The sequence below is a fragment of the Microbacterium sp. LWH10-1.2 genome (genome assembly GCF_038397765.1).
GTDB classification, from domain to species: Bacteria; Actinomycetota; Actinomycetes; order Actinomycetales; family Microbacteriaceae; genus Microbacterium; species Microbacterium natoriense.
This window is the reverse complement of sequence record NZ_CP151638.1, coordinates 3,754,875-3,767,898: the sequence shown is the minus strand read 5'-3', so window position 1 is coordinate 3,767,898 and position 13,024 is coordinate 3,754,875. Positions and strand designations below refer to the sequence as shown.

Here is a 13,024-nt window from a genome sequence, read left to right as displayed (position 1 = left end):
GAGAAAACGGTATCCGTCCGAATTCCGCTCACGACTGGCCTCCGTCGAACGACGCCTCGTACCTGGCGCGCCACGCCTTCTGCTCGGCGATCAGCGGATGCGGCTCGCTGTAGACGTGGTCGAAGATCTTGTCGGCGCTGGGCGGGCCCAGCTCCACGGTGCGCGCCCTGAGGTCCTCCGCGGCGTCGGCGCCCTCGGCGTCCACGTCGGCGAAGAACTCCGCCGAGGCTCCGCGGTTCTCCAGGAACGCGCGCATCCGCACGATCGGGTCGCGCTCGGCCCACGACTGCTCCTCTTCGGAGCCGCGGTACTTCGTGGGGTCGTCGCTGGTGGTGTGCGCGCCGAGCCGGTAGGTCACGGCTTCGATCGCGCGGGGTCCGCCGCCGGCGCGGGCCTCGTCGAGGGCCACGCGCGAGACGGCGTAGCTGGCGAGGACGTCGTTGCCGTCGACGCGGACGCTGGGGATGCCGTAGCCGGCGCTGCGCTCGACGAGAGGCACCCGCGACTGGGTCGACACCGGCACCGAGATCGCCCAGTGGTTGTTCTGCAGGAAGAACACCGTCGGGGCCTGGTAGCTGGCGGCGAAGACCATCGCCTCGTGCACGTCACCCTGGCTGGACGCGCCGTCGCCGTAGTAGACGATGACCGCTTCGTCGTGCTCGGGGTCTCCCGTGCCGGTGCGGCCGTCGAAGGAGAGGCCCATCGCGTAGCCCGCGGCGTGCAGCACCTGCGAGCCGAGCACGAGGGTGTAGAGCCGGGTGTTGCCGTTCTTCGGGTCGGTCGGGTCCCAGCCGCCGTGCGAGACGCCGCGCATGAGCTTGATGATGTCGACCGGATCGACGCCGCGGATGCGGGTGACGGCGTGCTCGCGGTACGACGGGAAGATCGTGTCCTGCGCGCGGGCGGCGCGACCGGAGCCGACCTGGGCCGCCTCCTGACCGCGGCTCGGCGGCCACAGCGCCAGCTGGCCCTGACGCTGCAGGTTCGTCGCCTGGGTGTCGATGGCCCGGATGACGACCATGTCACGGTAGAACTGCTCGAGCTCCGCATCGCTGATCTTCTCGATCAGCGGGAGGTAGCGCTCGGCGGCATCCGACGGGGCGAACCGTCCGGTCGCGTCGAGGACGCGCACGAGGGGGGTCTCGGAGGTAGTCACGGCTCTTACGCTACCCGCGCCCGCATGCCCCGGCACGCATACCTAGGACGCCCTTGTATCTGTCGGGAACCCGAAGAATCCCCGGTCAGAGGGCTGTCGCGGCGACGTCGAGGACTCGGGTGATGGAGCCCTCCTCGCCCACGGAGATGCGGATGCCGTCGCCGGGGAACGGCCGGACGACGAGATCGTTCTGGAGGAAGAGCGCGGCCACGGCATCCGTCCGCTCGCCCGTCGGCAGCCAGACGAAGTTGCCCTGAACGTCTGGCACGTCCCACCCCTGGGCGCGGAGACGCTCGACGAGGCGCGTGCGGCGTTCGACGATCTCGGCGACGCGGGCGAGGAGCTCGGACTCGGCGTCGAGGCTGGCGATGGCGGCGTTCTCGGCCGCGGAGGTCACGGAGAGGGGGATGCCGGTGCTGCGGGCGGCGTCGAGCACCTTCTCGTTGCCGATCGCGTAGCCGATGCGCAGCCCCGCGAGACCGTACGCCTTGGAGAAGGTGCGCAGCACGACGACGTTGGGATGCCGCTCGAAGACGCGCTCGGCGAGTCCGTCGACCGCGCCGGGGGCGGTGACGAACTCCGCGTACGCCTCGTCGAGGACGATGAGGACGTCTCCGGGGACGCGGGCGACGAAGTTCGCGAACTCGTCGCTCGTGATGATCGGGCCCGTCGGGTTGTTCGGCGTGCAGAGGATGATCGCGCGGGTGCGGTCGGTGACGGCATCCGCCATCGCGTCGAGGTCATGGCGGAAGTCGGCGGTCAGCGGGACCTGGACACCGGTCGCCCCCGCGACCAGAGGAAGGCTCGGGTAGGCCTCGAAGGAGCGCCACGCGTAGATGACCTCATCGCCGACGGATGCCGTGGCGAGGATGAGCTGGTGCAGGATCGAGACGCTTCCGGCGGCGACGTGGACCTGGTTCGGGTCGACGCTGAAGCGGATGCCGAGGCGCTCGCGCAGGCGTCCGGCGGTGGCGTCGGGGTAGCGGTTGATCGGCGTCGTGTGCTGGAGCGCGTCGAGGACCGACGGCAGCGGCTCGAAGGGGTTCTCGTTGCTCGACAGCTTGTACGCGTCGGGGCCGGCCTGCTTGCCCTGGCGGTACGGCGCGAGGGCGGCGATGGCGGGACGGATGCGGGGCAGGATCGGGTCGGTCACGGTCACGAGTCTAGGGATTCAGCGATCATCCGCGTGATGAGCGCGATCATGAGCCCCTTCGATTCCAACTGTCGCAAATCTTGCGACAGTTGGAATCCACTCGAGCTCTTCCCTCGACGCGTTGACGACATGCTTGCCGATGGTCTTGACGTCACGGCCGAAGAGGGAGGCGAGTTGCTGTCGGGTCAGCCACACGGTCGTCCCGTCAGTGCGCACCTCGAGGTTCGTCACCCCATCCGGTGTCGTGTACAACTCCACCTGTGTCGTCTGCTCGGGATCCATGGCCTTACGCTAACCGCACGTGTCGAGATCCGTGGTGCGATCGGTCTCCGACTACCTCCCCGGAGAATGCCGAGTGCCGCTGTCCATGCCACGACCGCTGAGGCACCCCGCTGACATCTCGGCGTCCTCGTGTGAGACTGGAGGGACTATGCGCTTCATCATCCGTGTCGTCGTGAACGCCTTCGCCCTGTGGGTGGTGACGCTGATCCCCGCGCTGCAGGTGCAGATCAAGGCCTTCGCGCCCGGCGAGACCCTGCAGCTCGTGCTGACCCTGCTCGCGGTGGCGGCGATCTTCGCCCTCGTGAACACGATCATCGGCACGATCGTGAAGATCGTCGCGTTCCCGCTCTACATCATCACGTTCGGCCTGATCGGCTTCGTGATCAACGGGTTCCTCCTGTGGCTCACGGCGTGGATCACGAGCGGATTCGGCTGGGGTCTCACCGTCGGGGACTTCTGGTGGGGCGTGCTCGCCGCGCTCATCATCTCGGTCATCAACGGCGTCTTCGGCTTCATCCTCCGCCCGCAGACCAAGAAGTCCCGCCGCGACTGACTCCCCCGCCCTGACCGGTCGGCGCGCTCCTCTCGTGTGCGCCATCGATCAGTCCCGCGTCGCCCGGTACTCGGTCCGCTCGACCTCGACGGCCTCGTCGAGGTCTGCCCAGAACTCGCCGAGCGCCTCGATCCGCGGGTCGCCGGAGGCATCGGCCATCTCCGCCGTCTCGATGTAGGTGCGGAGCTGATGGGTCTCCAGCCCCGCGTCCTGGATGCCGTCGCGCGGGTCGCCCTCGCGCGTGACGGTGACGCTGTCGGCCGAGCCCGTGCCCCCGGGGGAACCGCCACCCGCGAGACTCGAGACGAGGTCGTCGGTGTGCCGGAACTGGACGATGGTCTGATCGTCGCCGAGAGCGGGCTCGACCGGACTCCCCGCGGTGATCTGCACCTTCACGTCGTAGTCCGACTCCATCGCGAGGTGCGCGGCGATCATGCCCGACTGCGAGTGGGCGACGACGTCGACCTCGTCGCCCGGCTTCGCCCCGGCCGCCGCGAGCGCGTCGAGCGTCGCCTGATAGGACGATGACCGCCGGCCCGTGTAAAGCTCCCGGTTGGACTTCATGTCCCACGGCTCCTTCCCGCCGAGCAGCGACTGCGGCCAGGCGTTCTGCGTGCCTGAGAGGTAGGTCACGTACCTCGCCTCCCCTCCGGGCATCGTGTACTTCTCGACGGCGATCTGCGCGCCCGCCGCACTCGGCATCCTGCGGAGGGCATCGGCGGCCCCGGCGGGTGCGCCCGACGGCGAGGAGGTGCGCACGGGCGTCACCGAGACGGGATCGGCCGTGCCCGTGAGGCGCGACCCCGCCGGGATCACCCCGAGGCCCGTTGCGCCGACCGCGCCGGCCCCGAGGAACAGCGGCGCCAGCAGCCCGCCGAGGTCGAACTGGCTGTCGAGCCCTCGGAACCGCTCGTCCTTCCAGCCCTGCACGAGCAGAGTCGCCATGTCGGGGATGCGGGCGTCTGCGTCGGCGAGCCGCTCCATCCTCCGGCGCAGCACATCGGCCCCGGCGTCGTGGGCGAGCGCCAGCGCGTCGGCCTCTGCCTGCAGCTCGACGTACTCGTAGACATCGGCCATCAGCCTGATCCCGATCACGGCCGAATCGCACTCAGACCGCAGTTCCTCCGCGCGCTCTCCACTCGCCCAGAGCGCCACGGTGTCGACCTGCTCGCCCGCCCCAGGGGCGTCGACGATGATGCGATGGGCCCGCATGATCGAGGAGCGCGCTCCGTCGATGTCCGTCGCGAGCGCCGCGAGCCGCGCCGCGACCTCCCGCAGCGACTCGGGGTCGACGCAGATCGCTCCGCCGTGGTCGATCTCCATCCCGCCGCTCACGATGCCAGGGCCCTCTCCATCTCCCGAGACCTCTCGTGCAGACGCGCGACCTCCGCAGCCGCGCCGTCGCGATAGCCGAGGAGCTCGCGTCGGAGGGCCCGCACACCCTCGGACTCCCACTCGGTGTCGGCGATCAGCGGGCCGAGTGCGGCCCCGACGGCATCCAGCGCCTGGACGGCCTCGTCGACGGCGTGACCGGCGAGGATCAGGGCCCAGGCCGCCTCTGAGCCGCCGGTGTCTGCGATGGCGAATGCGTACATGCGGCCAGCATCCACGATCCGTGATCGACGTGCGGGGCCGCGATCCGCAGAACGGCGACGACGGTGGACAGGTCGCTCCAGAGGCTGAATGTGGAGGATGAGACTGCGGGATGAGCCGGAGACCGGCAGAATGGAACGGTGACATCCCCGGATCCCTTCCGCGTGATCTTCGTGTGCACGGGGAACATCTGCCGCTCCCCGATGGCGGAGGTCGTCTTCCGCGATCTCGCAGAGCGCCAGGGTCTGGGGTCGCGGATCGTCTCGCGCAGCGCGGGAACGGGCGACTGGCACCTCGGGGAAAGGGCCGATCAGCGCACGATCGACTCCCTCACCCGCCGCGGCTACGACGGCTCGCAGCACCGAGCGAAGCAGTTCACGACCGCATCCTTCGCCGACAACGACCTGGTCGTGGCGCTCGACCGCACCCATGAGCGCATCCTCCGCGAGTGGGCGCACGATGAAGACGAGGAGGGCAAGGTCACGCTGCTGCTCGCGTTCGACCCTGACGCCTCGACCCAGGACGTGCCCGACCCCTACTACGCCGGCACGGAGATGTTCGATGCCGTGCTCGGTATGATTGAGGCGGCGACGCGCGGCCTGTTCCGCCAGCTCGAACCGGCCCTTCGCGCCCCTCGCACGCCCCGAGCATAGGGGCCCGATCAGGAGGACTCCCCTGACTTTCCAGCCCTCGCTCCCGCCCCAGCCCCTGAGCCCCCTCGACGGCCGCTACCGCGGCGCCGTCACCGGTCTCGCCGACTTCCTCTCCGAGGCGGGCCTGAACCGCGCACGGGTCGAGGTCGAGGTGGAGTGGCTGATCGCCCTCACCGACCGCTCGCTGTTCGAGACCTCTCCCCTGTCGGATGCCGACAAGGAGCGCCTGCGCGCCCTCTACCGCGACTTCGGCCAGGCCGAGATCGACTGGCTCGCCGAGAAGGAGGCCGTCACGCAGCACGACGTGAAGGCCATCGAGTACCTGGTGCGCGATCGTCTCTCGACGCTCGGACTCGACCGCATCGCCGAGCTCACCCACTTCGCCTGCACGAGCGAGGACATCAACTCCGCCTCCTACGCGCTCACCGTCAAGCGCGCGGTCGAGGAGGTCTGGCTCCCCGCGCTCGACACGATCATCACCACGCTCCGCGAGCTGGCCGTCGAGCACGCGGATGCCGCGATGCTCTCCCGTACGCACGGGCAGCCGGCGACCCCCTCGACCATGGGCAAGGAGCTCGCGGTCTTCGCGTGGCGCCTGGAGCGCGTTCGGGGCCAGATCGCGGCATCCGACTACCTCGCCAAGTTCTCCGGCGCGACCGGCACGTGGTCGGCGCATCTCGCCGCCGACCCCGACGCCGACTGGCCGACCATCGCGCGGGAGTACATCGAGGGCCTGGGGCTGGGCTTCAACATCCTCACGACGCAGATCGAGTCGCACGACTGGCAGGTCGAGCTGTACGACCGCGTGCGTCACGCCGGCGGCATCCTGCACAACCTCGCCACCGACATCTGGACCTACATCTCGCTGGGCTACTTCGCGCAGATCCCCGTCGCCGGCGCCACCGGCTCCTCGACGATGCCGCACAAGATCAACCCGATCCGCTTCGAGAACGCCGAGGCGAACCTGGAGATCTCGGGCGCCCTGCTCGCCTCGCTCGGCCAGACCCTGGTCACGAGCCGCCTGCAGCGCGACCTCACCGACTCCACGACGCAGCGCAACATCGGCGTCGCGTTCGGGCACTCGCTGCTCGCGCTCGACAACCTGCGCCGCGGCCTGAACGCGATCTCGCTGTCGCGCGACGTGCTGCTCGCCGACCTCGACGTGAACTGGGAGGTGCTCGCCGAGGCCATCCAGACCGTGATCCGCGCGGAGGTCGTCGCCGGGCGCTCCACGATCCAGGACCCGTACGCGCTGCTCAAGGAGCTCACCCGCGGCCACCGCGTCGGCGCTGCGGACCTCGCGGAGTTCGTGCAGAAGCTGGAGATCGGGGATGCCGCGAAGCAGCGACTGCTCGCGCTGACCCCCGCGACCTACACGGGCATCGCCGAGCAGCTGGCGAAGTAACCCGGATGGACAGCGCACAGCTCGCGGCGGCGACGCTGCCGCTGCGTCGCACCGGCAGCCGGTACGACGTCGAGGAGGTCGACGCGTTCCTCGCGCGGTGCGGGGAGGCGCTGAGGGCCGGGGAGCGCGGGTTCCGCCCCGCGCTCCGCGTGGATGAGATCGTGCTCGCGCAGTTCCGGAACGTGCCGTTCTTCGGCACCGGCTACGACGCGGATGCCGTGGACAACCTGCTCGACGAGGTCAGCGTGCGGCTGCGCGCATACGACCCGGAGTCGGCGCAGGAGAAGGCGCAGGAAGCTGAGCTCCGCGCCATGCTCGACGACATCGAGAAGCGCCCCCGCAGCTGACCCGCTCTCCCCTGCGTCGCACCGCCGCCGTCGAGTGCACGTGAACTCGTCGAGTGCACGGCATCCTCGCGTCGAGAACCCGTGCATTCGACGAGTGCACGCGAAGTCGACGCGACGCTGAGGCGTACGAGAGGGGGCTAGCGTGCCTCGCCGGAGTGCTCCTCCACGGAGTCGCGGGGCATGAAGAACGCGGCGGCCAGGGTCAGCGCGGCCACGACCGCGGCGCCGACGAACACCCAGACGGATGCCGAGATGATCGTCGCGGGGTCGTCGGGGCCGGCTCCCTGTGCGATCACGGAGTTGGAGATCGCACCGAACACGGCGACGCCCAGTGCGCTTCCCGCCGAGCGGGCGAAGGCGTTCATGCCCGTGACGGCGCCCCTCTCGCCCCAGCCGACCGACGCCTGGGCGGCGATCAGCGTCGGCGCCGCGCTCCAGCCGAGACCGAAGCCCAGCACGAAGGCGATCGCGGCCACGGAGAACGGGTTGGGCCACGGCGACACGACGGCGAGCGCGATCGCGGCGACGGTCGTGATGCTCATGCCGGTGAGCGTCGTGCGGCGGAATCCGATCCGCAGATAGAGGCGCCCCGCGTTGGCCGCCGAGATCGGCCAGCCGAGCGTGAGCGCGGCGACCGCGAGCCCCGACAACAGCGGAGCGATGCCGATCGATCCTTCGAGGTAGGCCGGAGCGAAGCTGGTGACGCCGGTCATGAGCGCGCCGATGCCGAGCGAGACGATCGTGGTCGTGAGGATGAGCGGGCGTGCGGCGAGCCGCAGGTCGACGATCGGCTCCGCGGCCCGGCGCTCGACCAGGGCGAAAGCGACGAGGGCCAGCGCGCCGATGCCGAAGCACAGCGCGCTCTGCGGGGACAGCCACGCCCACGCGTTGCCGCCCTCCAGCATCCCGAGGATGAGACCGGTGAGCCCGACCGTCAGCAGCACGGCCCCCGCGTAGTCGATGCGGTGGCGCTGGGTCTGCTTCTTCTCCTCGTAGTTGCGCAGCAGCATCCACCCCGCGATCAGGCACAGCGGGATGTTCACCCAGAAGATCCACCGCCAGGCGTCCAGCTGGGCGAAGATACCTCCGAGGGCGGGGCCGACCACCGAGGAGATCGCCCACACGGACGCGATGTACCCCTGCACCTTGGCGCGCTCGGCGACCGTGTAGATGTCGCCGACGATCGTCATCGACATCGGGGCGACCGCGCCGGCGCCGAGTCCCTGGATGATGCGGAACAGGATCAGCGCGGGCATGCTCCACGCGAAGCCGCAGAGGATCGAGCCGAGGAGGAAGAGCCCGATGCCGAGCAGGATGATCGGCTTGCGTCCGACGGTGTCGGCGAAGCGCGAGTAGATGGGCACGCTGACGGCCTGGGCGAGCAGGTACACCGAGAACAGCCAGGGGAACTGCTGGTAGCTGCCGAGATCCCGCACGATGCTGGGCACCGCGGTGGCGAGGATCGTCGCGTCGATCGCGATGAGACCGGTCGAGAGCATGAGCGCCGCGAGGACCGGTCCGCGTTCCGATCGGAGTCCGATGGAGGCGCGGTCGATCGAGGCAGTCACCACAGGGACAAGTCCCCGCGGTGCCGGACTATTCCGAGTCGGCGGAGGATGCCGGTCAGGAGGAGGCGGTGCCCTTCGGCGACTCGGACTCGGCGTCGCCCTCGGTCTCGGGGTCGTACAGCACGGGCCGATCGACCGTCTTCGTGACGTCGGCGGGGTCGACCGCGAGGATCAGCATGGCCAGAGCGAGCAGCGTCACGATGAACGCGCCCCCGCCGACGACCAGGCCCAGCGCGATCGGGGTGAGCCCCTGATAGGTGCCGTTGGCGATCGCGGTGTTGACGCGCGACGTGAAGGCGCCGGTGGAGATCAGCGTGACCAGCGCGGCGAACACACCGCACCCGAGCGCGATGCCGAGCAGGTGGAGGGGGCGCAGGATGTCCCGTCTGGTGGGCTTCTCGTCGCTCATCGCTCTCCTCCGCGCGCGGCCTCGGCCGCGCTCAGTCCGTCATCGGATGCCGTGGCGACGGCATCCGCTCGCTTCGGGGTGAGACCCGCGATGCCGAGGAACACCGCCACGATCGCGGCGTACCCGCCGAACATGCCGACGCCGAGGATGATGCCGGTGAGCACGAACTCCCCCGCGTCCTTGATCGCGTAGGGCTGCGTGAACCCGGCGGGGATCGCCAGCAGCAGGATGCCGAGCAGGATGCCGAACGCGCCCACGGTGATCGCGTCGCGTGCGGTCGACTCTCCGGCACGCCGTGCTCGCAGACCCGCGATGAGCTCGACCACCCCGGTGGTGACACCCCAGGCGACGACGATGACGAAGAACAGGTCGTCGGTGCGCCAGGCGGGCACGCCGCCCGCCATGCCGAACAGGAACCCGAGGGCCGCGAGCAGCACGTATGGCCAGCGCGATCCCGCAGGGAAGACGAGCCAGGCCGAGAGGGCCAGCACGAGGGCGGTGGTCAGGGCGAAGCCGCTGAAGACCGCGAGTCCCACCGCCGCCGAGTGGTCGGGCGAGAAGGTGATCATCAGCGCAGCGGCCGCGGCGAACAGCGCGCGCACCAACTGGACGTGGCGCACGGTGAACGTGCGAGCAGGGGCAGACATGACGAGCAGGGTCCTCCGAGGTGTCTCACCCAGTCTACGCGCGGGCGCGGAGAGCTGTGGCCGTGCCCGGAGACGTTCGTGGGGCCGGGTGGATCTCCCCAGATCGATCACCAGGCCCCACGACATACGCAGCGAGGGGGGCATCACTGCGCCAGGCTGGTCGTGCAAGGTCGGGCACCCTGCTTGCGGCGACACAGCCAAGTGACCCCACTCCGGCACCTCCGTCCCCTGAGGTGCACGTGCGCGGTCGTAAGCTCACTCTAGGACGAAGATCTTCACATACCGGAGGGGGCCTGTGATGAGTTCGAAGAAAGTTCTCCGCACGTCCGGGACGGATGCTGTCGCCGCCGCTCTCCGCGACGGCATCAACGCCAGAGGCGTGACCCTCGCGTGGCTGCACGAGCAGCTCCGCGTCCGCGGCAACAGGGTGTCGATGGCGACGCTGAGCTACTGGCGGTCCGGGGCTCGACGCCCCGAGGGTGTGCAGTCGATGGCGGCGCTGCACGACATCGAGGAGCTGCTGCACCTCCCCGATGGGGCGCTGACCGCTCTGCTCGGCCGCACCAACCGCACGGGTCCTCTGGGGCCGAACCAGTTCCCCCTCGACGAGAAGGAGCTCGAACAGGCGGTGAAGGACACCTTCGAGGCCCTCGGAACCCCCTACCCCGACACGAGCCGCGAGCTCACGACGCACTCGGTCACCGACGTCGACGCCGACGGGAACGTCTTCCGCTGCATCACCCGCAGCGTGGTGCAGTCGACCGTCGGCACGGTGTCGGCCATCCCCTTCCTCGAGCTGAGCCCCGGGATCAGCACTCCGGCGCCGCTGCTCGACGCGGTCTCCGGCGGCAGCATCTCGGCGCGGTACTCGCACCCGACCGGCGAGGTCCACGGCGCGCTGTTCGAGCTGGAGAGCCCTCTCACCGCCCCCGGCACCGCGGTCATCGAGTGGTCCATCGCCTACCCGGACGACTATCCGCCCACGCGCGAGACGGGTCATGCGGTCGCCCGGCAGTGCCGTGAGCTGATGGTCTGGACGCGATTCCACCCCGACGCGCTGCCGGACTGGATCGAGGAGAAGATCGAGACGCCGACCGGCATCCACCTCGCCCCGCTGTCGCTCGAGGGCCGGTCGTCGATCCATCAGGTGCGCAGGGCGTTCGGCCCCGGCACGGTGGAGCTGCGCTGGGGCTTCGGGGAGCGGACGGATCAGCCCGGCTGATCGCCGGTCGCCACGGGGCGGCCGGGGGTGTTCGACCACTGGCTCCACGAACCGGGGAACACCTTCGCCGGGATGCCGACCTCGTCGAGGATCAGCACGGTGTGCGCGGCCGTGACGCCCGACCCGCAGTACGCGGCGACGGCCGTGCCGGGGGTGACGCCGACCGACGCGAAGGTCGCCCGCACGGTGTCGTGATCGAGGATCCGCCCCTCGGCGTCGAAGTGCAGCACGGTGGGCAGGTTGCGGGCGCCGGGCACGTGGCCGGCCACCGGGTCGAGGGGCTCGGTCTCGCCGCGGTAGCGCTCGGGCGCGCGCACGTCGAGCAGGACTCCGGATGCCGGGAACGCCGCGGCCTCGTCGATGGAGATCGCGTCCGCCCCGATCTCGGCGAGCACGACGTCTCCGGCCTCCGGCGCGACGTCGTCGGTCGTCGTGTCGAGACCGGCCGCCTTCCAGGAGCGGATGCCGCCCTCGAGCACCTTCACGTCGACCCCGCCCTGCCGCAGCAGCCACCACGCGCGCGCCGCCGCGATGCCCTTGGCGTCGTCGTACACGACCACCGTGTCGCCAGGGCGCACGCCCCAGCGGCGGGCCGCCGCCTGCAGCGTCGCGGTGGATGGGAGCGGATGCCGGCCCTCTGACGGCTCCCCGTGCGTCGCGAGCTCCTGATCGAGCGGCACGTACACCGCACCGGGGACGTGCCCCTCCAGGTACTCGCCACGTCCGTCCGGACGGTCGAGCCGCCAGCGCACGTCGATCACGCGCACGGGCGCGCCCGTGGTCAGCAGGTCGTGGAGTTCGGCGGCGGTCACGAAGTTGCTCATGGGGCGAGGCTACCCGCCGGCGACCCTCGGCTCGCCGATCCGGTCGCATTCCGTCATGGGCCGCGGCGGCGTCCTCCGACCGCGGACGGGGTCATCCTGTCGGCGCGGTCGGCGGTGTGTCGGCAGCATCCGGAGAATCCCGCCGGCACACCGGCCTCCCCGCCGACGATTCGCCCGCCGTCCGAACGCTGTGAACGCGAAAAGGGGATGCCGGTGACGGACGCCGCGTCGGCGATAGGCTCGGGGAGGCAGATCGAGAAAGGCACCGAATGCCCGCTCGTCTCCGCTGGATGCGTCTCCGCCCTCAGGAGGTCGCGCTCGTCGCGATCACCGCGGTCTGGGGCAGCACGTTCCTGCTCGTGCACTGGGCCATGGAGCACTCGGGGCCGTGGTTCTTCGTCGGCATCCGGTTCCTTGTGGCCGGTCTCATCAGCGTGGTGATCTTCCGGAGGTCGCTGCGCGGCATCCGCTGGCGCGACATCGGCGCGGGCGCCGCGATCGGCGTGATGATCCACCTCGGCTACGGCCTGCAGACCGTAGGACTGCAGACCATCGACTCCAGCACCTCGGCATTCATCACGGCGATGTACGTGCCCCTGGTGCCGTTCGCGCAGTGGGCGGTGTTCCGCAGGCGTCCGCCCGTGATGGCGTTCGTCGGGGCGGGGCTCGCGTTCGTCGGACTGCTCCTGATCGCGGGGCCGGACGCCCTCACGTTCACGCTCGGCCCCGGCGAGTTCGCCACGATGATCAGCACGCTGCCGATCGCGGCGGAGATCATCCTCATCAGCTTCTTCGCGACCCGCGTCGACCTCGGCAGGGTCACGATCGTGCAGCTGCTCACGGCCGGGGTGCTCGGCATCCTCACCATGCCGATCGTCGGCGAGGGCGTTCCCGCGTTCTCATGGGTGTGGGTGGGGGCGGCCATCGGTCTGGGAGCCGCGAGCTGCCTGATCCAGCTCACCATGAACTGGGCGCAGAAGTCGGTGTCGCCGACCCGCGCCACGATCATCTACGCCGGGGAGCCGGTCTGGGCGGCCGTCGTCGGACGCATCGCCGGCGAGCGTCTGCCCGTCACCGCGCTGATCGGCGGCGGGCTCGTCGTGCTGGGCATCCTCGCCAGCGAGCTCAAGCTCATCCGCCCCCGCAGACAGCCCTGACCCTTCTGTCCCCCGCGGCCGCCTTCGACGTCACGCGGACTCGGCGAGTGCACGG

General features: G+C 70.2%; 15 protein-coding genes. 6 read left to right on the top strand and 9 right to left on the bottom strand.

The genetic code is table 11. The annotated features are described in order from the left end of the window. Positions 1 to 28: 28 nt before the first annotated feature. The 3 genes from pdhA to MRBLWH10_RS17620 form a co-directional block, all read right to left on the bottom strand. The gene (gene pdhA, locus MRBLWH10_RS17630; protein WP_341940923.1) at positions 29 to 1,156 is read right to left on the bottom strand and encodes a pyruvate dehydrogenase (acetyl-transferring) E1 component subunit alpha; all 1,128 of its coding nucleotides are present in this window, start codon (positions 1,154 to 1,156) and stop codon (positions 29 to 31) included. An 85-nt stretch (positions 1,157 to 1,241) separates the two neighbouring features. Next, positions 1,242 to 2,309: a histidinol-phosphate transaminase gene (locus tag MRBLWH10_RS17625; protein ID WP_341940922.1), complete on the bottom strand. Its 1,068-nt coding sequence runs from the start codon at positions 2,307 to 2,309 to the stop codon at positions 1,242 to 1,244. Between the two features lie 18 nt (positions 2,310 to 2,327). Next, positions 2,328 to 2,591 carry a hypothetical protein gene (locus MRBLWH10_RS17620; RefSeq protein WP_341940921.1) on the bottom strand — a complete coding sequence of 88 codons (264 nt, stop codon included), beginning with the start codon at positions 2,589 to 2,591 and terminating at the stop codon, positions 2,328 to 2,330. A 148-nt stretch (positions 2,592 to 2,739) separates the two neighbouring features. On the opposite strand from MRBLWH10_RS17620, the gene MRBLWH10_RS17615 reads away from it, so the two are divergent. Continuing rightward, entirely contained in the window at positions 2,740 to 3,144 is a 405-nt protein-coding gene (locus MRBLWH10_RS17615) for a phage holin family protein (RefSeq protein WP_105677266.1), read from the top strand. A 48-nt stretch (positions 3,145 to 3,192) separates the two neighbouring features. Here MRBLWH10_RS17615 and MRBLWH10_RS17610 read toward each other — a convergent pair whose 3' ends face one another. Continuing rightward, positions 3,193 to 4,467 (bottom strand): hypothetical protein, encoded by a 1,275-nt coding sequence (locus tag MRBLWH10_RS17610; protein WP_341940920.1) that lies wholly within the window; start codon positions 4,465 to 4,467, stop codon positions 3,193 to 3,195. An 8-nt stretch (positions 4,468 to 4,475) separates the two neighbouring features. Further along, complete coding sequence (locus MRBLWH10_RS17605) at positions 4,476 to 4,739, bottom strand: hypothetical protein (RefSeq protein WP_341940919.1); 264 nt, start codon at positions 4,737 to 4,739, stop codon at positions 4,476 to 4,478. Positions 4,740 to 4,940: 201 nt separating this feature from the next. Here MRBLWH10_RS17605 and MRBLWH10_RS17600 point away from each other — a divergent pair, with 201 nt between their 5' ends. Genes MRBLWH10_RS17600 through MRBLWH10_RS17590 form a run of 3 tightly spaced genes read left to right on the top strand, consistent with a single transcriptional unit; the run spans position 4,941 to position 7,142 of the window. Beyond that, on the top strand, positions 4,941 to 5,390 hold the full coding sequence (locus MRBLWH10_RS17600) for a low molecular weight protein-tyrosine-phosphatase (RefSeq protein ID WP_258132734.1): 450 nt from the start codon (positions 4,941 to 4,943) through the stop codon (positions 5,388 to 5,390). A gap of 22 nt (positions 5,391 to 5,412) precedes the next feature. Further along, positions 5,413 to 6,795, top strand: a complete 1,383-nt coding sequence (purB, locus tag MRBLWH10_RS17595) for an adenylosuccinate lyase (RefSeq protein ID WP_341942607.1) — start codon at positions 5,413 to 5,415, stop codon at positions 6,793 to 6,795. A gap of 5 nt (positions 6,796 to 6,800) precedes the next feature. Next, positions 6,801 to 7,142 carry a hypothetical protein gene (locus MRBLWH10_RS17590; protein ID WP_341940918.1) on the top strand — a complete coding sequence of 114 codons (342 nt, stop codon included), beginning with the start codon at positions 6,801 to 6,803 and terminating at the stop codon, positions 7,140 to 7,142. Positions 7,143 to 7,279: 137 nt separating this feature from the next. Here the strand turns inward: MRBLWH10_RS17590 and MRBLWH10_RS17585 are convergent, their stop codons facing one another. From MRBLWH10_RS17585 to MRBLWH10_RS17575, 3 genes are read right to left on the bottom strand one after another with little or no spacing between them, the layout of a single operon-like run. Beyond that, entirely contained in the window at positions 7,280 to 8,710 is a 1,431-nt protein-coding gene (locus MRBLWH10_RS17585; protein WP_341940917.1) for an MFS transporter, read from the bottom strand. A gap of 55 nt (positions 8,711 to 8,765) precedes the next feature. Further along, complete coding sequence (locus MRBLWH10_RS17580) at positions 8,766 to 9,119, bottom strand: hypothetical protein (RefSeq protein WP_105677477.1); 354 nt, start codon at positions 9,117 to 9,119, stop codon at positions 8,766 to 8,768. Next, complete coding sequence (locus tag MRBLWH10_RS17575) at positions 9,116 to 9,766, bottom strand: acyl-CoA synthetase (protein WP_341940916.1); 651 nt, start codon at positions 9,764 to 9,766, stop codon at positions 9,116 to 9,118. Before MRBLWH10_RS17575 ends, MRBLWH10_RS17580 begins: the two co-directional genes overlap by 4 nt. A gap of 298 nt (positions 9,767 to 10,064) precedes the next feature. Here MRBLWH10_RS17575 and MRBLWH10_RS17570 point away from each other — a divergent pair, with 298 nt between their 5' ends. Further along, a complete protein-coding gene (locus tag MRBLWH10_RS17570; protein WP_341940915.1) occupies positions 10,065 to 10,988 on the top strand; it encodes a hypothetical protein in 924 nt (307 codons plus the stop codon). Here the strand turns inward: MRBLWH10_RS17570 and MRBLWH10_RS17565 are convergent. Continuing rightward, positions 10,976 to 11,812, bottom strand: a complete 837-nt coding sequence (locus MRBLWH10_RS17565) for a sulfurtransferase (RefSeq protein WP_341940914.1) — start codon at positions 11,810 to 11,812, stop codon at positions 10,976 to 10,978. The two genes, MRBLWH10_RS17570 and MRBLWH10_RS17565, sit on opposite strands and share 13 nt — an antisense overlap. A 269-nt stretch (positions 11,813 to 12,081) precedes the next feature. Between MRBLWH10_RS17565 and MRBLWH10_RS17560 the strand changes: the two genes are divergently transcribed. Then, complete coding sequence (locus MRBLWH10_RS17560; protein WP_341940913.1) at positions 12,082 to 12,969, top strand: DMT family transporter; 888 nt, start codon at positions 12,082 to 12,084, stop codon at positions 12,967 to 12,969. The last annotated feature ends 55 nt before the right edge of the window (positions 12,970 to 13,024 follow it).

Coding starts and splice junctions, on each gene's coding strand:
- MRBLWH10_RS17620 (WP_341940921.1), bottom strand. CDS start 2,591: ATGGATCCCGAGCAGACGACACAGGTGGAGTTGTACACGACACCGGAT.
- MRBLWH10_RS17615 (WP_105677266.1), top strand. CDS start 2,740: ATGCGCTTCATCATCCGTGTCGTCGTGAACGCCTTCGCCCTGTGGGTG.
- MRBLWH10_RS17610 (WP_341940920.1), bottom strand. CDS start 4,467: ATGGAGATCGACCACGGCGGAGCGATCTGCGTCGACCCCGAGTCGCTG.
- MRBLWH10_RS17605 (WP_341940919.1), bottom strand. CDS start 4,739: ATGTACGCATTCGCCATCGCAGACACCGGCGGCTCAGAGGCGGCCTGG.
- MRBLWH10_RS17600 (WP_258132734.1), top strand. CDS start 4,941: ATGGCGGAGGTCGTCTTCCGCGATCTCGCAGAGCGCCAGGGTCTGGGG.
- MRBLWH10_RS17590 (WP_341940918.1), top strand. CDS start 6,801: ATGGACAGCGCACAGCTCGCGGCGGCGACGCTGCCGCTGCGTCGCACC.
- MRBLWH10_RS17580 (WP_105677477.1), bottom strand. CDS start 9,119: ATGAGCGACGAGAAGCCCACCAGACGGGACATCCTGCGCCCCCTCCAC.
- MRBLWH10_RS17575 (WP_341940916.1), bottom strand. CDS start 9,766: ATGTCTGCCCCTGCTCGCACGTTCACCGTGCGCCACGTCCAGTTGGTG.
- MRBLWH10_RS17570 (WP_341940915.1), top strand. CDS start 10,065: ATGAGTTCGAAGAAAGTTCTCCGCACGTCCGGGACGGATGCTGTCGCC.
- MRBLWH10_RS17565 (WP_341940914.1), bottom strand. CDS start 11,812: ATGAGCAACTTCGTGACCGCCGCCGAACTCCACGACCTGCTGACCACG.
- MRBLWH10_RS17560 (WP_341940913.1), top strand. CDS start 12,082: ATGCCCGCTCGTCTCCGCTGGATGCGTCTCCGCCCTCAGGAGGTCGCG.